This is a genomic window from Flavobacterium sp. I-STPP5a (genome assembly GCF_009764685.1).
GTDB lineage: Bacteria > Bacteroidota > Bacteroidia > Flavobacteriales > Flavobacteriaceae > Flavobacterium.
The window spans coordinates 34,050-51,363 of sequence record NZ_VHLM01000057.1 but is presented as its reverse complement, the minus strand read 5'-3'; the positions used below and the strand labels follow the sequence as shown (position 1 = coordinate 51,363).

Here is a 17,314-nt window from a genome sequence, read left to right as displayed (position 1 = left end):
CATTCTAGGATTTAAACTCTATAATCAAAACATCAATGCCACCAAAAATGAAAAAATACCTTTTATTCTTTGCCTTTATCACCCTAAGCGGTTGGGCACAAAAAACGACCATTTACATCATTGGCGATTCCACTATGGCAAACAAAGAAGCACCAGAACAAAATCCAGAAAGAGGATGGGGACAAATGTTACCTACATTTTTTTCAGACAATGTGGTGATAGACAACCGAGCCATCAACGGCCGCAGTACACGCAGTTTTATTGATCTAAAATTATGGGACGCCGTATATAATTCACTTAAAAAAGGAGATTATGTCTTTATCCAATTTGGTCACAACGATGGCAAAGTAACCGACCCAACTCGCTACACCAACTCGCACACAAGCTACAGACACAATTTGATTCGTTTTGTAGAAGAAACCAGGAAAAAAGGAGCGACCCCTATCTTATTTTCTTCCATAACCCGAAGAACCTTCAACGAGCACCGTGTTTTGATTGACTCACATGGTGATTACACGCAAGAATTAAGGCTAGTCGCTCAGGAATACAAAGTCCCTTTTATCGACATGCAATATTATACAGAACTTCTGGAAGAATCATACGGAATGGAAAAATCAAAAGAATTACATCTGCACTTTGCCCCGGGAGAAAATAGCTATATCCCTAAAGGAATCGATGACAATACCCATTTATCTATAAAAGGAGCCACAGAAATTGCTAAAATTGCGGCGCAACAAATCAAAGCACTCAACATTCGATTGTCCAAAGATGTATATTAAATCTAACAATTGGTCCGAAATCTAATAATTTTGAAGTTATAGATTATTTATATTCTTGCTCTTGTGTACATTAAAACCATTAAGAAAATTAAACAAGATTTCAATTGCTGTTGAAACTTAATTTTCTTAATTGTTTTTTTATGAAAGTTAAACTAAGTTCTCAAAAATGCGGCAATTTTTTTCTTCTCGCCTGCAATCCATAAAATATCGCTTTCCTCTAGTATCAATTGAGATTCAGGATTTAAGGTGCGTTTTCCGTTGCGTTCTATACCAACAATAATGCTATGAGTGTTTTCTCTTATTTGCGAATCGCGGATACTTTTGCCAATATAAACTCTGTTTTTTAATTCCAATTTTTGAAGTATAATGTCAGTCTCAACCACTTTTTCTGCAACATCAATTTCATTTTTATCCAAGTAGATTTTGAATTCCTTAACTTGTTTATCTGTTCCTATAACGCTTATTTCATCTCCCGGAAACAATCTTTCTGTTCGTAAAGGAATATTGATGACCACTTCTCCTCTTTTTATTGAGGCTATATTGATTTCAAATTGTTCTCTAATTTTTAATTCTTCAAGGGTTTTTCCAGCTAAATTTGATTCTTTAGCAATGTCAAACTCTGTCATGTGACCATCCCAAGGAGAGAGCGTATTTTGACGTTTGTTTTCTTTTTTAATTTCTCGATCATTGTAATTGGTCATAAAATGATCTTCAATTTTATGATAAACGGCATGTAATTTTTTTGGGAATAAGATATAAGCACCTATGGCAATTAAAAACGCAATTGCAGCAATCCCTGCAGAGAAAAAAGTATTTAAAATAAAACCCACATAAAATAGTGAAAGAGCAATTCTAAAAAGAACCAGCATAATAATCGGGCCATAATGTTTTTTTTGCTCCAATAAAATATGAACTTCTTGTACCGCTACTCTTCTTAATGATAGCGCCCACAAGAATGGTGATAATATAATCAGTGTAATCAATGCAGCAATTGCATTTCCAAATTTGGAATGTTCTACTAACGGAAGTATAAAATTTGACGAAAGTAAAATAATGGCAACAATAATGATAGAGTGCAGCACCACTTGCGTCAGATAACTTCGCATTACAATTTGCCAATTGCTTAATGATTTTATTTCTTCGGTATTAGAGCTGTAGAGTTTAATTCTTTTTACCCATCTTTTAGGAAGTTTCTTTTCAACAAAAACCGAAAATGGTTCGGCAAACTTAACCATAAAAGGTGTGGTAAAAGTGGTAATTGCGGATACCGCCACTACAATAGGATATAAAAAATCACTAGTTACTTTTAGGGTGGTTCCCAATGTGGCGATGATAAATGAAAATTCCCCAATTTGAGATAAACTCATACCAGATTGTATGGATTGTTTAAGCGGTTGTCCGGATAGCAATGAACCTATTGTAGAACTTATGGATTGCCCAAAGATTACTATTAATGTTAAAACAGCCACAGGAAAAGCATATTCTAGCAGTGTATTGGGATCAATTAACATTCCCACAGATACAAAGAACACGGCTCCAAATAAGTCTTTTACCGGTTTTACCAAATGTTCTATGTGTTCTGCTTGTGTCGTTTCGGCAATGATAGATCCCATGATAAAGGCACCAAGAGCTGGCGAAAACCCAACATTGGCAGCAAAAATCACCATTAGTAAACATAAGGCTAACGAAATGATCAACATCATTTCATCGGTTAATAAATGTTTGGCTTTTTTTAATAATGTTGGTATAAAAAAGATTCCGACTACAAACCAAATCGTTAAAAAGAAAATCAGTTTTAATACGGACTGCACCAATTCCATTCCAGAAAACTGCTGACTCACCGCAACTGTTGAGAGCAAAACCATCATTAAAATGGCAATAATATCTTGAACAATAAGGGAGCCAATTACGTTTCCAGCAAATTTTTGTGATTTTACGCCCAGTTCATCAAAGGTTTTTAAAATTATGGTGGTGGATGAAATAGACAATATTACTCCAAGAAAAATACTGTTCATTTTACTCCAACCCAAAAATTGACCTGTAAAAAAGCCCAATGTCACTAGTGTAATTATTTGTGTAAACGCTGTGATAGAAGCCGTACCGCCCACTTTTACCAATTTTTTAAAACTGAATTCGAGTCCTAAACTGAATAGTAAAAAAATAACGCCAATCTCAGCCCAAACTTTTACACTATTAACATCTTTTACTGTTGGGAAAAAATCAAATTCAGAACTAGCTAAAAATCCTGCAACCAGATACCCTAAAACCAAAGGCTGTTTCATAATTCGAAATAACAATACAGCTATGGCAGCAGTGATTAAGATTAAACCTAAATCAGTTATTAAATCGGGTAAATGAACTACTGAAGTTGCTAAAAAGGGAAACATAAATTTTGAATTTTTACTAAAATAACAAAAAAATCTGCTTTTATCACGTGACAAAAGCAGATTTTAGAAAAGTATAACAAAATCGGGGTTTAGATTCCCAAGAAATTGCTTGGTGTAATTTGCAGTAATTCGGCTTTTATAGCTTCAGATACATCTAATGTTGCAATAAAACCATGAATGGCGTTTTTATCAATTGCTTCATTAGTTCTAGTCAACCCTTTCAAGGCTTCATACGGATTTGGATATCCTTCACGACGCAAAATAGTCTGAATTGCCTCTGCTACCACAGCCCAGTTTTTCTCTAAATCTTCGTGAAATTTAGGTTCGTTCAAGAGCAATTTATTCAATCCTTTCAAGGTAGCTTCAAATCCTATGATGGTATGACCTATTGGTACGCCTACATTTCTTAAAACAGTACTATCTGTTAAATCACGCTGCAATCTTGACAGCGGTAATTTCGCCGAAAGGTGTTCAAAAATAGCATTGGCAATTCCTAAGTTCCCTTCTGAGTTTTCAAAGTCAATAGGATTTACTTTGTGCGGCATAGCTGATGATCCTATTTCACCTGCTTTTATTTTTTGCTTGAAATACTCCATTGAAACATACGTCCAAATGTCTCTATCCAAGTCAATAATGATAGTGTTTATTCTTTTTAACGCATCAAAAAACGCTGCAAAATGATCGTAATGTTCTATTTGTGTGGTTGGGAAGGAGTGGTGTAATCCTAAAATATCTTCCACAAATTTACCTCCAAATTGTTTCCAATCAATTTGTGGGTAAGCTACATGGTGTGCATTATAATTTCCAGTAGCCCCACCAAATTTAGCTGCAAACGGAATATTGAATAACAACCGCATTTGCTCCTCTAATCGTTCTACAAAAACGCCAATTTCTTTACCCAATCGAGTAGGTGATGCGGGCTGTCCGTGTGTGCGTGCTAGCATAGGCACGTCTTTCCATTCTACGCTCAACTCTTTCAGCTTTGCTGTCAAAGTGATTAACGAGGGCATGTATACTTTTTCAAAAGCTTCTTTAGTCGATAACGGAATCGCAGTATTATTGATGTCTTGGGAAGTCAACCCAAAATGAATGAACTCTTTATATTGTGATAAACCTAGTTTTTCAAAAGCATCTTTGATAAAGTATTCTACCGCTTTTACATCGTGGTTGGTTACTTTTTCTGTTTCTTTAATCCAAAGGGCATCTTCTGTCGAAAAGTTTTGGTAAATGTTGCGTAAACTTTCAAATAAATCCGAATTCACCCCAGCAAGTTGTGGCAAAGGCACTTCGCACAAAGCAATGAAATATTCAATTTCAACCAGTACGCGGTATTTGATTAAAGCTTCTTCTGAGAAAAATGGAGCTAAAGAAAGGGTTTTACTTCTATATCTTCCATCAATTGGAGAAATAGCATTCAATTCGTTTAAAGTAGTCATTGTTGTGTTATTTGTTGTAAAGGCACAAAAATAGTTATAAGTTACAAGTAATTGATTATAAGTTTAGACTTTTATTGCTCTAATAATTGATTTCTTGCCATTGCTATTGCCATCCTTATGGTATTTTATGTAGTAATTTATTTCTCATGATTTCAACTCCTTTCGAAGCCACTTCAGGAATTACCTGCAGTTGATTTCTCAAATTCGGAATTTTAATCGGTTTGGGATCAATGTAAAACAGTGGTGTTGTCACTTTGGTAAAATCAATCAAACCTGCCGCGGGATAGACTTGTAACGAGGTTCCTATCACGGCAAAATAATCAGCAGTTTCTGTAATTGAAACCGCTTCTTCAAGTGCAGGAACTTCTTCGCCAAACCATACAATGTGTGGACGCAATTGATTTTGATTTTCATCAAAGTCGCCAAAATTCAAATCTTCGGTCCAGTTCAAAATATAATCAGGGTTGCGCGTACTACGCACTTTCAACAATTCCCCGTGCAGGTGCAATACTTGCGTACTGCCAGCGCGCTCATGCAAATCATCTACATTTTGAGTGATGATATGTACATTAAATTCCGACTCCAGTTCTGCTAAAATATAATGAGCAGCGTTCGGAGTAACCTCTTTGAGCTGTCGGCGCCTTTGGTTGTAAAAATCGAGTACCAAAGCCGGATTTTTGTGCCAACCTTCGGGCGTGGCCACATCTTGAACGTTGTGCCCTTCCCAGAGTCCATCACTATCTCGAAACGTTTTAATACCACTTTCAGCACTAATTCCAGCGCCAGTCAAAACAACTAATTTCTTTTTCATGTTCTATTTTTTTGGGCGTGTTAGCCGCGGCGAACGGGCTTTCTGCTCTATTTTTATGGGCAAAAAAAAAGCCCAAAAAGGATGCCGCGTCAATCCCTCACGCAAATCCCGTAAGTGTACTTTTTTTATCTTTCAAAGCACAACCCGTTAGAGATCAATACTAGTTGTTCTTTAAAACATAAAACTACTCTTTTTTACTATTTTTGCCAAAAAATAATCCCACATGATCGATTTAAAATATCTCGAATTTCTTGAAAATATCCTCACAGATAATCGCAAAGAGAAATTCTTGAAAGTATTGCAAAACAGAACCAAACATTTCACCATAGCTGTTGAAGATGTGTTTCAAATGCACAACACCAGCGCCGTGATGCGCAGTTGCGAGGTTTTTGGTATTCAAGAACTGAACGTGATTGAACAGCGCTACGGAAAAAGTATCGATAAAGAAATTGCCATGGGCGCCCAAAAATGGGTTGACATTAACACTTTCGATAGTGTAACAACTTGTGTTGATACTTTAAAAAATAAAGGGTACCAAATTATCGCTACTACACCACATGACAACGATTGTTTGATGGAAGATTTCGACATTAGTAAACCAAGCGCCTTATTTTTTGGCACCGAACGTGATGGTTTATCTGAAGAAATCTTGCAACGTGCAGATGGTTTTTTAAAAATCCCCATGGTGGGTTTCACCGAAAGTTTGAATATCTCCGTTTCGGCTGCAATCATCATTCAAAACCTAACCAATAGATTGCGAAATTCTAATATTGGTTGGCACTTAACCGAAAACGAAATCCTAGAAAAACGTTTGGCTTGGGCCAAAAATTCTATTAAAGATATTAAAAGAATTGAAAAACGGTATTTTGAAGAGAACCCTCGGGTATGAAATAAAAAAACCATTTCAACAGCCTGCGATTGAAATGGTTTTTAGTAATATATCTGTATAATTTAAATAAAGTATGTTCCTAACAAGGATTAAATATCTTTCTCAAAATACAAATGAATGTATATCGCAGCTCCAAAATTTGTTGAAGTTGAGGTTGTAAACCTGTATCCTTTGGCGGAGTACTCATCTAGTTTTTCTTGAATTTCTTTTTTTGAATCATTAGCAATGTGCTTTGAATCAAGCGTCAACTTAGAATAATAAATCAAACTTTCTACTTTGTATTCTTTCATAATAGTGGTTGGTAATTAAATAGGTTTTTATTTTATTGTAAAAATAGCAGAATAAAAATATAAAAAAAAACATTTCTTATTAGTTACTAAGGTCTTTACTTACTAAAAAGTCGTTTTATTTTTTACACAAAAGAAAAAATTAAAAATTTGTTTCGCTCTCTAGTTGTATGTCTTTAATATCGTTCGGATTCATTTTATAGCGGTAAACCCCTTTGTTCCCAATTGCAAATAAAGTATTGTCTCGTATAATTATGTCAAAACAATTTTTGTCGATTGAGTGAACCAAAACCGGTTCTGCAGGATTTTCGATGTTAAATATTTTCAGAACATCGTCACAAACCAATAGGTATTTTGCAGTATAAAACCCAATTCCTTTCGGTTGCATAAGATTCCGACTATGAATTAGTTTAGGATTTTTAAGATCCTTCGTGTCGTAAACTTGTAAAACGTTGATGTTATTGCCACAGGTAGTATTTGAATTCAAGGTTACATAAGAATGTGTGCTGTTTGCAATAACAGGGTCGCAAGCGGTAAAGTGTCGTACACTTGATAGTTTGGTTGGGTTTTCAGGATTGCTAATCGAATATATAAACATTCCGTTTCTAGATCCTATAAACAAGTTGTCTCCATAAGAGAATAGCGTTTCGATGTCAAAGCCAATAGGAATATCGTTCACTTTAACGGGTTTTTCGCCGTCTATTAACGAAAATACATTTAATTTCATGTGGTCTACGCTATAAAGATAGTTGTCTTTTAGGGCAAAAACAGCGAGGGAACCGCCTTGTCCAGTACTATCCTTTGATGCGTTATCACTGTTAGAACAACCGATTGTAACTATCAAAAGGAAGAAGAATATAATTTTTTTCATGATTATTTTTTTAAATTCCAGTCAATTATAATTTCACTGTCTTTTGTGTAGCCAAATGTCCCGTTTGGAGCTTGCTTTTGCGGAAACACATTTTTATTTCGGTTGGTAACCTTAAAAATTTTTGTGTCGGGATCAAATGTTGCGGTGACTAAATCGACAGCTTGATTAATGTACACAGTATTGCCTTTGATGGCTAGATCAGTGGCTCCTGGCGCCTTTATAAAATAGAGTCGTTCAGGTTTACTTGGATTTGCATAATCGTAAACATGAAACCCTTTGTTGACATCATTAATAAACATTAAATCTCCTTTAATGTAAATTTTTCCTGATTTAACAATGGGCTGAGCGTTTTGAAAAGCGATTGAGGTTTCTAGGGCGCTACGAGTGATAATTACGGGCTGGTATTCTTGTCTCGGAATTTCATTAGGTTCATTTGGTGGCCAACATGATACAAACAAAATTGAAGCGAGCAGGAGAAATACTATTTTTTTCATAGTCAAATATTTCTTTAAAGATAATTAATGGGGTTTTTGGTTGCGTTACCTTTTGGTTAAATTTAGATTTACAAGGAATTAGCAATCAGAAATCTATTGGTTTAATTCAAAGAGGTTTTCTAAAAAAGCGATTTTTTCTTTTTCTTCCCACAGTTTGGTGTAAACGAGTAAGTTCAAAAATTCGGTTTTGCTGGCACCAAACAGAAAAACAGTATCTAATTTCTTTTTGTTGTATTTCCAAATGATGTAACCAAGTGTTGCATTTTCCTTGATTTTCGAAACCTTAATTTTTTGTTCTTTAAAGTTGTTAGTTTGGGTTATTTTTTGTGAAGATTTCTTTTACGCCTCCTTTTGTGACCACAATCAAATTGTAATTGCCATTTTTGTCCGCTATAAATTCTACTGTTCTGTCGTTGTCATCTGATCTAAAAAATTTTGTTTTTGATTCAGGGATGAGTTCAAGTTCCATACTATTGTAATAAAGTTTGTTTCCTATTTTTATGATTTCAATTGTACCAAATTGCCCTGTGTATTGATTATAAATGGATGGGTTTGCCTTTATTTTTTTGTGTTTGTATGGCAGTGTAACTTCTTTTTGAAAAACCAGAGCCGAAAGTCCGTAGGCAATGATATGTGAAAGAGATTCATTGTTGGAAAGCACAGTGACCAAAACGCGATCTTTTGTAAACCGGTTGAAGGATGTCATGGCTCCAAAAAAGCCTCCATCATGCGCAATCAGTTCATGACCGTGATTGTAAAATGGATTGATTACAAAACCATATCCCCAATTTTCTGTGCTATAAGGTGTGAACATTTGTTGTTTCATTTTTTCTGATAAAATACTTGTGCCATAGAGCGCTTTGTCCCAAAGAGCCAAATCTTCAACAGTTGCATACACACCATCATGACCATAGTTGATGTCCCAATTGATGTAAGGGTTACTAACATAGTGATTGTGTTCTTTGGTATAATTTTTAGCTTTTTTAGGAATCAATGCGTCATTAGTAATTACACCTGAGTTGTACATACCTGCTTTTTCAAATACATGTTTTTGAAGATAGGTGCTATACTTTTCGCCAGAAACAGATTCTATAATTTTAGCTAATAAATAATAGCCAATATTGCTGTAGGCTGTGTTTGTGCCGGGTTCAAATTCATAGGGCATTTTTTTTATTTCGTTGTAGGCTGAATCAGCAGATATGGCACTTGTTGCAATGTTTTTGAAACCCATGGCTAGTCCAGACGAATGAGACAAGAGCATGTGTATGGTAACCTGATTTGCTTTGGGGTAGTCAGGTACGAAACGACTTAGCGGATCATTCAGAGATAATTTTCCTTCCTGCACCAATTGAAGGATTGCCGCTGCAGTAAATTGTTTAGTAACCGATGCCAATTGAAATTTAGTATCAATCGTATTTTTAATTTTTTGTTCGTAATCAGCAAATCCATAGGCTTTTTTGAAGAGTACAGTATCGTTTTTGGATACTAAAACAGTACCGCTAAACTGATTGATATCATGCTGTGCTTGCATGTATTTTTCAATAGCTGCAGCTGTGTTTTTTTGACAAAAAAGAACCGTTGGCAAAATTGTGAATAGGAGTACTGCGAAACTTACACTAGTTTGATTTCTATTTTTCATGATCCGTTTTACAGTTGATTAGTACTTTAGTTAATAGTTGGTCCAGAAGAATTATTTCATTTTCAGATAATCCGGCTAGAGCATCTGTTCTGTTTTTTTGTATTGTGGGAGTAAGTATTGCAATGGTTTCAATTCCTTTTTTTGTGATTTCAAGATTGAATTTGCGTCTGTCCGTCTCATTAATTTTCCTACTTATATAGTCCTTTTTCACCATCAAATCAATAATTCTTGTTACAGAAGCATTGTCTTTGAAAATCATTTCTGCTACTTCTTTTTGGGAATACTGAGGATTTTTGTGAAGAATTATGAGCACCAAACATTGGTCAACGGTGATATCGTGTACAATGGAGCTTATATTTTTTTGAGCCATTTTTCGGTATTCTTTTATTGTTTGCTCTAAGGTGTAAAGTACCGTACCTGTGGGATTTGTATTTTTCATTTGTTTAATATTTGATACAAATATAATTGATATGTCAATTAAAAAAAACATTTTTAATGAAAAGTATTTTTTTAAAATTTTAAAGGGGTTTGCGCCCTTATGTTATTATAATGAGTTGATTGACTGGTTTGAAGAGTGTTCTGAAACTAGTAGCAATTGTAAATTGACGTAGGCTGTACCAAGCGAAAACTTAGCTTTGGAAAACTTGCAAAACATTATTTCGTCTAGTTTAAGTTTTATGCGGCACTTCTTTTTTCGCATCAGGTCCTAAGAGCTTGCTTTGTAATAATTGAGTAAGTGTTAACAGGGCCAATAGCGCATAAATAAGCGCAAGCGAAAGAGTTAGTTTGGTGTGTTTTACAACATAGAATGGTAGCGGTGGTAGTATTTGTAAAGCATGCATTCCCATAAAATGGGACACTTTTAAGTAACAAACAGCAATTTTTACACCTTAGTTACTTATAATCTTTGTGGGTAGTGGTATTATTTTTCATCATTTTTTAATGTTACAATATCATCAATCAATTGCTCCATTTCTAGTTGTAGTGTCCCGTTGTAAATACCTCTAATTCTTTTATTTTTGTCGACTAAAATAAAATGTTCTGTATGTAAAAACTCTGAACTGTCTTTACTAAAACCAATATCTTCTTCGGCAAAATACGATTGACGTGCCAGACTATATATTGTTGCTTTTTTTCCCGTAAGGAAGTGCCAGTTTTTATTAGTAATCCCATAATTCGATTTAAATTTCTTTAATACACTTGGGTTGTCAATCCATGGAGTTACAGAATAGGATAAGAAAACGATGTCTTTACTATCTTGTAAACTATCAGAGACTATTTTTAAATTCTTAGTCATTGCTGGACAAATACTTCCGCAACTTGTAAAAATAAAATTTGCTACATGAATTTTATTCTTAAAAACATTTTGATTTATTACGATGCTATCTTGATTTAGAAACGAAAAATCAGCAATAGTATGACTTATGTTCCTTTTAATTGCTGCTTTGTTTTTTAAAAATATAGGTGTAAAATTAGGTTCATTGTAATAAGGCAAAGCAATGGAATTATCTTCCTTCTTTGAACAACTGAACAGAAGTAAACTACTTACTATTAAAAATACTATCCGATACATTTTTACAATTTTTAGTTCCTAATAAACCATATCTCTTACCGCTTATTATAACATAATTTGCTTTAATCTTTCCGTTTTCATAAAACAATTGCTGACTACCATTCTCTTGACCATTTTTATAATGAAAATGTTTAAGTAATAATCCATTGCTATTCCATTCTTTAAATTCATTGGTATATTCATCATTAGATACTGCAAATTCAAATTTTCTCTGCCCATTTTCCCACCAGCCTTTATGAATACCTTCCTTTTTTCCATCAATATACAACCGTTTTTCTGCTAGTTGTTTGTTAGCGTACCATTTTTTGGTGATACCTTCTTCTAAACCATTTAAATAAGGTTTAATAAAAGCCGTATCTCCTGGTTTATATAAAGAGTATTGGATTCCAGAAAATTTTTTATTGTTAAAGTAAACAGTATCCTGATGCATCTGAAATAAATAATTTGAAGCATCTTTGTAAACTAATGGAACTTTTTTTAATGGTTTAGAAAAAACAATTTTCTTCTCTTCATTTTTACAAGAAAAGAAGAAAATTAGTGTAAGGAGTACAATTTTTTTCATTATTGCGTAACTGTGCCAGGTGTACCATAAAATCCGTTACCATTTATGTAAGGAGCAGTATTCGAAATATGATAATGATAAATTCCTGAAGGAAAATCAATAGTAACATGAGTGTGACCATGATAAACATCAAGATTAGAAGGGTCTGTATTATTTTCTTCTTTAGGGCCATAAACAGGAAATCCATCTAATAAGAAACCCAATAACCCCCATTTGGTTGCGCCAGATTTAACCGTTGTTAAATAATAGGGTTCAACATGGTAATGGTACATACCTGATGCTTGTGGATGCCCCCAAGCTTGGTCAAAACCATTTACTTCTCCACCCAGCGAAACACCTCCAGCAGCATATTGATTAAAAAAAGGAACGCCATCTAGCGCCACACCCATAACACCCATTGGTGTGGCGCTATGGGTTGTTGCAACTTTAGGATTTAAAGGTATTTTTAAGGTAATTGTTTGTGCAGTAATATTATTTGGAGCCCTGATAAATGCGCCACCAGTAAACGATGGACTAGTTGTAGATGGAGTGAAGGCTTCATACAAAGAATTAGTATTAGCCCAATAAGCACTTTTGTGGTTGGGTTGATCACTGGTTTTAATGGTAATAAAAGTACCATCAGAAGTAATACTTGTAGCTCCATATATTTTTGAATAAACAGATGGAAGTGCAGTTGATTGCGTAGTGGGTGGAGGCGTATCATCATCTTTAGAACAACTAAAAATGGTTAAGGCAATTGCTAAAATATTTACAGTAAAAAAATGCTTTTTTGATTTCATACTATTTAATTTATTAATTGGACTTTTCTTTTTTGAAATGGTTTAACGATTTCGTAATCAATACTTCAATTCAACACTGCTATTTATTTTCTGGTTATCCAAATATACTACTTTATTAATTGTTAATTAGTTGCAGGATAAATATTTTAGCTTTTTTAAGTAGCAAAACATATTCCCGAATATGTTCTATAGCAGATTTAGATTTGCTGTTTTAATGGATATTTACAATGATTTAAATAAATGCTTTCCAAGTAAAATAATCTGAGCGAAGTTTTTCTAAATCATTGACATAACCGCTTTCTGTACAAAAGCTTCCGTTTACTTGTGAGTAAATATTGCAAAAAAAAATCACACAAAAACAGGAATTTCTGGACATCATATGCATATTTGCAGTTAGTAAGACGCTAGAGGAACCTAAAATTGTATTAAAATTGATTTCTGTTTCTCAGGAGAAGTATTTTAGAGTACTTTTTCATTTGGCAGTAGGAATAGTCACAAAATGTTATTATGAGCGAATAGGGTAAGAAGTTTTATGCTAAAAAGTGCAGGTAAATACTAAAAAGTAATCTTTAATACTATTTCAAAAAAAGAGGATACTAAATCCTCTTTATATTCTCTCTCAAAAACTATACGATAAATTCATTGTTCGGCTTGCAGCCGCAGCGAAACCTTATCTGTCGTAGTATAACTGGTAGGTGGACCGCACCAAATTTGAAAAGATTTTTTTTATTTTTCCAATTGGGTATTTTGGTTAAGTAAAATGTTTTTTTTAGCAATTAAATCCTCAATGGATGATTTCTATTTGTATAAAGCTCTCTGCTTAACTTTAATGCTTCCATTTGTTTTCTTTCATTGTCAGAAAGTTTTAACTTTAACAACAAATCTATTTTTTGAAGGCAATCATCGGATAATAGGTAGAGTTTTTCTAAACCCCCTTTAGATGCAAGTTGTTTGGAATTATGAAGCAGTTGCCCATGTATTTAAATCTCTTTTATATTTTTTGAAGATTCTTTTAAACTAGAAATTATCATTTGATCGGCAAAAACGCTAATCTTTAGTACTCTATATTTTAAATTTACGCTAGCATGTTTTGATGGTTACTCCTTCTGATGTTATGATTGTAAGTAGAAAACGGTATCAAAAACAGGCGCCTTAGATGCTAGAAATATTTTCAATCAATTAAAAGTGAGTGTGCTCAGTAGTTTTTATATTCCTACCGAGTCACACTACCAGTTTACCACTTTGGTTCGTCATAGGGCCTATTACCAAGAAACTCAAACATAGTAAATCGCAGATCAAAAAAATGTTGCTCTTTCATGTCATTGAAAACACCTCCAACGTTTGATAATCCAACTTAGAATAAAGAGAAATCTGAACCGAATCTTTTCCTTTTTGGATGATTAGCATCGGTTGCTTCAGACAAAACCAACGCTCCTTATTTGGATACATTTCCGATGAGGTTTCACCGTCTTTAGACATTGTCATTGGATAATTTCCGTTTTGTAAATTAATGACATATATACTAGCCAGATGGGTAGGGGCGTAGCTGCTCACTTTTGAGTTATCAGCACCGCAACCAACCAATTTATTTGCAAAGTTGAGAAAGGGTAATAAATAAGAAATGTTTTTATTCATAGGTTTCTAGGTGAACAAAGAGGTTTGATTAGGAATACATTAAAGAAATATTGATAACAGAAAAGAATGTGGCAACATATTAGCTTTTAATATTTTTAGATATAGTACTAGTGAATTTTTGGACTTTTAGATGTGGTTGAAGTAGTTAGAATTTGAATCGTTTAACGTTTATGTCTAATACTTTTATTACTATTATCTAGTAGTCAAAACGTTTAAAAGCTTCTATCGCCTCATATTCAGCAAGACCTAAATTATCATATAATTTTGCAGTTTTTTTGTTGCGATCTTCTGCACGTACCCAAAACTCTCTAGAGTCATTTCCTTGAAACATAACCCTATCTTTTTGAGATTGATGGTATAAAATAGCATGACGTTTCAACAACACTTCAGATGGAGAAAGAGGAACAGCCATGTCAATTTCATGAATGTCCCATTCGTGCCATGCTCCTCTGTACAACCACAACCAACAATCATTCATGTATGGTTCTGGTTTTAATTCCTTCATGGCAGCAAAAATTGCATTCAAGCATACTTCATGCGTACCGTGTGGATCGGCAAGATCTCCAGCTGCAAATACTTGATGTGGTTTTATCTTGGCAATTATAGCTTTTACGATGGCAATATCATCCGGTCCTAATGGTTTTTTTTGAACCAATCCTGTTTCATAAAAAGGCAGATCCAAGAAATGTACATTTTCATCTTTCAATCCGATATGTCGAACACCGGCAAATGACTCTCTTCTTCGAATTAAGCCTTTCAATTTTCGTACCTCCAGCGTATCCATCTGACCTTGTGTTTTTGCATTTATGGTATCAATCACCGACTGAAAATCTATTCCAGTTTTATTTGCCCCTGTAAAATCATTACATACTTCGGCAAATTTCAACGCTTCATCATCCGTAACGGCAATATTTCCAGAAGTTTGATACACCACATGCACATCATGTCCTTGCTTAATCAATTTGGCAAAAGTTCCTCCCATAGAAATCACATCATCATCAGGGTGTGGACTAAAAAGAATTACTCTTTTTTGCGAAGGATTTGATCGTTCTGGTCTATACGTATCATCTGTATTTGGTTTTCCTCCAGGCCAGCCTGTAATGGTATGTTGTAATACATTAAACATGTTGATATTCAAGTCGTAGGCAGAGCTTCCTGAAGCCAAAAGATCTGACATTCCGTTGTTGTTATAATCTCTATCCGTTAATTTAAGAATCGATTGATCTGTTTTTTGACATAACCACACAATCGCTTTACTTTGTAATTCTCGTGTCCAATTACACTCGCATACTAACCAAGGGGTTTCTAGCCTTGTCAATTCAGAGGCTGCACCTTCATCTAGTACAAAAGTGGTATTGGTATGATTTTGCAAGAAAGTAGCAGGAACTTCAGAGCTAATATCTCCTTGAATCGTTCTTTTAATAATAGAGGCTTTGTTTTGTCCCCAAGCCATTAACACAATTCTTTTGGATCTAAGAATTGTGGCAACTCCCATAGTAATTGCTTTTTTAGGAACATTTCCTATTCCGTTAAAGTCACTAGAAGCATCAATTTTTGTGATATGATCTAAAGTTATGATTCGAGTTCCAGAATTAATATGAGATCCTGGCTCATTAAACCCTACATGCCCTGTACGTCCAATGCCCAATAATTGAAAATCTAGACCACCAGCATTTTTAATTTTCATTTCATAATCAATGCAAAACTGTTTTAAATTTTCTATTGCCACAGTTCCGTCCGGAATATTTACATTCTCTGGTTTAATATCAACATGATTAAAAAGGTGTTGGTGCATAAAGTAATGGTAACTTTGATTGCTTTCCTTTGACATCGGATAGTACTCATCTAAGTTAAAAGTCACCACATTAGCAAAACTCAACCCTTCTTCTTTGTACATGCGAACCAATTCTTGATACACTTTTATAGGAGAAGAACCTGTTGCTAATCCTAATACGCAAGATTTACCTTTTTCTTGTTTAGAACGAATTAAACTTGCAATTTCTTGAGCGACAACCAGTGAGGCTTCTGATGAATTTTTAAAAATTTCGTTGTGAATTTTTTCAAAACGTGTCTCTTCAAACTGTCCAGCCGTTTTATAACTGATGTCTCTTTTTGATTCTAATGTAGTACCCATTTTATTGTTTTTTATTTTTTAACTTTTTTTTATACTGATATTTAATATTTTAAATACATGTAAAGATTGCTTCTTTTGTTTCTTAGTACTGTCTTGTAATAAAGAGTTTTCTTTATAGGTAAAAGATTAAGTATTAAATTTATAATTTGATTTTCTTCTGAACTATATATAACCCACAAACAACAAAAGCAACACCAATAAAGGTATAGATCGAAATAGGTTCTTTCATTATCAAGTGGGCAATTAGGAATCCGAATATTGGACATAAAAACAACCAATACGACGCTTTTATTGGATTATTCTTCAATAGATACAGCCAAAATTGAACTGCGCCAATGGAGACTGGAATTGCTAACCAACAAACAGAAGCCCAGAAAGAGGTGTCAAAACTGTTTTTTTTGGGATCGTATGTTGCATATAAAACTGGTAGCAAGAAAACACCTCCTAGAATAGTCTGCCAGCCATTTATAGTTAAAATGGGCAAATCATTCCAATTCATGCAAGAATAATATATCGTCCCTAACGAATAGGCGATCATACTTACCAATAAAATAATAATTCCCAAAGGAGTTGCATAACTACTTTCTAAAAGTGGATAAGCCGCCAAAACCACTCCAATGAAACACAATAGCAAACTCAGAACATTCTTATATTTGATTTTATGAGAAAACCAAAAAGCTGACATTAATGCTATAAAAACAGGATTCGTAGCTACCGCTAAACTTCCTAAACCAGCTGATACTTGTTGGATGGCGATTACATATAAACCCAAATAAAATGTAATATTTAGAAATCCATAGATAGAAATCTGAATCCATTCTCGTTTTACAGGCAAGCGATTTTGCAATACTATATGAGTAACAAAAAGCATAATCCCACCTGCAAAAAGAAACCTAAAAATAGAAATTACAAAAGGTTGAGCAGACGTAAGTCCAATCTTGGTAGCTGTTGAAGCAGAGGACCATAAAAAAGCGAATGCTATCCCCGCAGTAATGAGTTTGAAGTTTTTCAACTTACTCATATTTAGTAAATTTTCAA

General features: G+C 34.1%; 16 protein-coding genes. 2 read left to right on the top strand and 14 right to left on the bottom strand.

The annotated features are described in order from the left end of the window. The first annotated feature begins 47 nt into the window (after nt 1-47). Nucleotides 48-779, top strand: coding sequence for a rhamnogalacturonan acetylesterase (locus FJV36_RS10815; protein WP_158729872.1), 732 nt, complete (start codon nt 48-50; stop codon nt 777-779). A gap of 152 nt (nt 780-931) precedes the next feature. On the opposite strand, the gene FJV36_RS10810 is transcribed toward FJV36_RS10815, so the two are convergent. The 3 genes from FJV36_RS10810 to FJV36_RS10800 form a co-directional block, all read right to left on the bottom strand. Next, nucleotides 932-3,166, bottom strand: a complete 2,235-nt coding sequence (locus tag FJV36_RS10810; RefSeq protein ID WP_158729871.1) for a cation:proton antiporter — start codon at nt 3,164-3,166, stop codon at nt 932-934. An 89-nt stretch (nt 3,167-3,255) separates the two neighbouring features. Next, nucleotides 3,256-4,602: an adenylosuccinate lyase gene (gene purB / locus FJV36_RS10805; protein ID WP_158729870.1), complete on the bottom strand. Its 1,347-nt coding sequence runs from the start codon at nt 4,600-4,602 to the stop codon at nt 3,256-3,258. 115 nt (nt 4,603-4,717) lie between these two features. Further along, complete coding sequence (locus tag FJV36_RS10800; RefSeq protein ID WP_158729869.1) at nt 4,718-5,413, bottom strand: NAD-dependent deacylase; 696 nt, start codon at nt 5,411-5,413, stop codon at nt 4,718-4,720. A gap of 223 nt (nt 5,414-5,636) precedes the next feature. On the opposite strand from FJV36_RS10800, the gene FJV36_RS10795 reads away from it, so the two are divergent. After that, entirely contained in the window at nt 5,637-6,302 is a 666-nt protein-coding gene (locus tag FJV36_RS10795) for an RNA methyltransferase (RefSeq protein ID WP_158729868.1), read from the top strand. Between the two features lie 89 nt (nt 6,303-6,391). Here the strand turns inward: FJV36_RS10795 and FJV36_RS10790 are convergent, their stop codons facing one another. The 11 genes from FJV36_RS10790 to FJV36_RS10740 all read right to left on the bottom strand — a co-directional run bounded on the left by FJV36_RS10790 (nt 6,392) and on the right by FJV36_RS10740 (nt 17,297). Further along, on the bottom strand, nt 6,392-6,592 hold the full coding sequence (locus FJV36_RS10790; protein ID WP_158729867.1) for a DUF4177 domain-containing protein: 201 nt from the start codon (nt 6,590-6,592) through the stop codon (nt 6,392-6,394). Nucleotides 6,593-6,731: 139 nt separating this feature from the next. Then, complete coding sequence (locus FJV36_RS10785; RefSeq protein ID WP_158729866.1) at nt 6,732-7,460, bottom strand: hypothetical protein; 729 nt, start codon at nt 7,458-7,460, stop codon at nt 6,732-6,734. 2 nt (nt 7,461-7,462) lie between these two features. Beyond that, nucleotides 7,463-7,954, bottom strand: coding sequence for a hypothetical protein (locus FJV36_RS10780; protein WP_158729865.1), 492 nt, complete (start codon nt 7,952-7,954; stop codon nt 7,463-7,465). Nucleotides 7,955-8,261: 307 nt separating this feature from the next. Then, complete coding sequence (locus FJV36_RS10775) at nt 8,262-9,593, bottom strand: serine hydrolase (protein WP_158729864.1); 1,332 nt, start codon at nt 9,591-9,593, stop codon at nt 8,262-8,264. Further along, the gene (locus FJV36_RS10770) at nt 9,583-10,032 is read right to left on the bottom strand and encodes a MarR family winged helix-turn-helix transcriptional regulator (protein WP_158729863.1); all 450 of its coding nucleotides are present in this window, start codon (nt 10,030-10,032) and stop codon (nt 9,583-9,585) included. The genes FJV36_RS10775 and FJV36_RS10770 overlap by 11 nt, the downstream gene beginning before the upstream one ends. A gap of 483 nt (nt 10,033-10,515) precedes the next feature. Then, on the bottom strand, nt 10,516-11,166 hold the full coding sequence (locus FJV36_RS10765) for an SCO family protein (protein ID WP_158729862.1): 651 nt from the start codon (nt 11,164-11,166) through the stop codon (nt 10,516-10,518). Further along, nucleotides 11,135-11,728, bottom strand: a complete 594-nt coding sequence (locus FJV36_RS10760; protein ID WP_158729861.1) for a toxin-antitoxin system YwqK family antitoxin — start codon at nt 11,726-11,728, stop codon at nt 11,135-11,137. Before FJV36_RS10760 ends, FJV36_RS10765 begins: the two co-directional genes overlap by 32 nt. Then, nucleotides 11,728-12,507, bottom strand: coding sequence for a YHYH protein (locus FJV36_RS10755; protein ID WP_158729860.1), 780 nt, complete (start codon nt 12,505-12,507; stop codon nt 11,728-11,730). The genes FJV36_RS10760 and FJV36_RS10755 overlap by 1 nt, the downstream gene beginning before the upstream one ends. Nucleotides 12,508-13,821: 1,314 nt before the next feature. After that, nucleotides 13,822-14,142, bottom strand: coding sequence for a hypothetical protein (locus FJV36_RS10750; RefSeq protein ID WP_158729859.1), 321 nt, complete (start codon nt 14,140-14,142; stop codon nt 13,822-13,824). Between the two features lie 196 nt (nt 14,143-14,338). After that, complete coding sequence (gene nagB / locus FJV36_RS10745; RefSeq protein WP_158981086.1) at nt 14,339-16,276, bottom strand: glucosamine-6-phosphate deaminase; 1,938 nt, start codon at nt 16,274-16,276, stop codon at nt 14,339-14,341. A 139-nt stretch (nt 16,277-16,415) separates the two neighbouring features. Beyond that, entirely contained in the window at nt 16,416-17,297 is an 882-nt protein-coding gene (locus FJV36_RS10740; RefSeq protein ID WP_158981084.1) for a DMT family transporter, read from the bottom strand. Nucleotides 17,298-17,314 lie beyond the last annotated feature (17 nt).

Bases quoted from the DNA above. Each gene is read 5' to 3' on its own strand.
- FJV36_RS10815 (WP_158729872.1), top strand. From the start codon at position 48: ATGAAAAAATACCTTTTATTCTTTGCCTTTATCACCCTAAGCGGTTGG.
- FJV36_RS10810 (WP_158729871.1), bottom strand. From the start codon at position 3,166: ATGTTTCCCTTTTTAGCAACTTCAGTAGTTCATTTACCCGATTTAATA.
- purB (WP_158729870.1), bottom strand. From the start codon at position 4,602: ATGACTACTTTAAACGAATTGAATGCTATTTCTCCAATTGATGGAAGA.
- FJV36_RS10800 (WP_158729869.1), bottom strand. From the start codon at position 5,413: ATGAAAAAGAAATTAGTTGTTTTGACTGGCGCTGGAATTAGTGCTGAA.
- FJV36_RS10795 (WP_158729868.1), top strand. From the start codon at position 5,637: ATGATCGATTTAAAATATCTCGAATTTCTTGAAAATATCCTCACAGAT.
- FJV36_RS10790 (WP_158729867.1), bottom strand. From the start codon at position 6,592: ATGAAAGAATACAAAGTAGAAAGTTTGATTTATTATTCTAAGTTGACG.
- FJV36_RS10785 (WP_158729866.1), bottom strand. From the start codon at position 7,460: ATGAAAAAAATTATATTCTTCTTCCTTTTGATAGTTACAATCGGTTGT.
- FJV36_RS10780 (WP_158729865.1), bottom strand. From the start codon at position 7,954: ATGAAAAAAATAGTATTTCTCCTGCTCGCTTCAATTTTGTTTGTATCA.
- FJV36_RS10775 (WP_158729864.1), bottom strand. From the start codon at position 9,593: ATGAAAAATAGAAATCAAACTAGTGTAAGTTTCGCAGTACTCCTATTC.
- FJV36_RS10770 (WP_158729863.1), bottom strand. From the start codon at position 10,032: ATGAAAAATACAAATCCCACAGGTACGGTACTTTACACCTTAGAGCAA.
- FJV36_RS10765 (WP_158729862.1), bottom strand. From the start codon at position 11,166: ATGTATCGGATAGTATTTTTAATAGTAAGTAGTTTACTTCTGTTCAGT.
- FJV36_RS10760 (WP_158729861.1), bottom strand. From the start codon at position 11,728: ATGAAAAAAATTGTACTCCTTACACTAATTTTCTTCTTTTCTTGTAAA.
- FJV36_RS10755 (WP_158729860.1), bottom strand. From the start codon at position 12,507: ATGAAATCAAAAAAGCATTTTTTTACTGTAAATATTTTAGCAATTGCC.
- FJV36_RS10750 (WP_158729859.1), bottom strand. From the start codon at position 14,142: ATGAATAAAAACATTTCTTATTTATTACCCTTTCTCAACTTTGCAAAT.
- nagB (WP_158981086.1), bottom strand. From the start codon at position 16,276: ATGGGTACTACATTAGAATCAAAAAGAGACATCAGTTATAAAACGGCT.
- FJV36_RS10740 (WP_158981084.1), bottom strand. From the start codon at position 17,297: ATGAGTAAGTTGAAAAACTTCAAACTCATTACTGCGGGGATAGCATTC.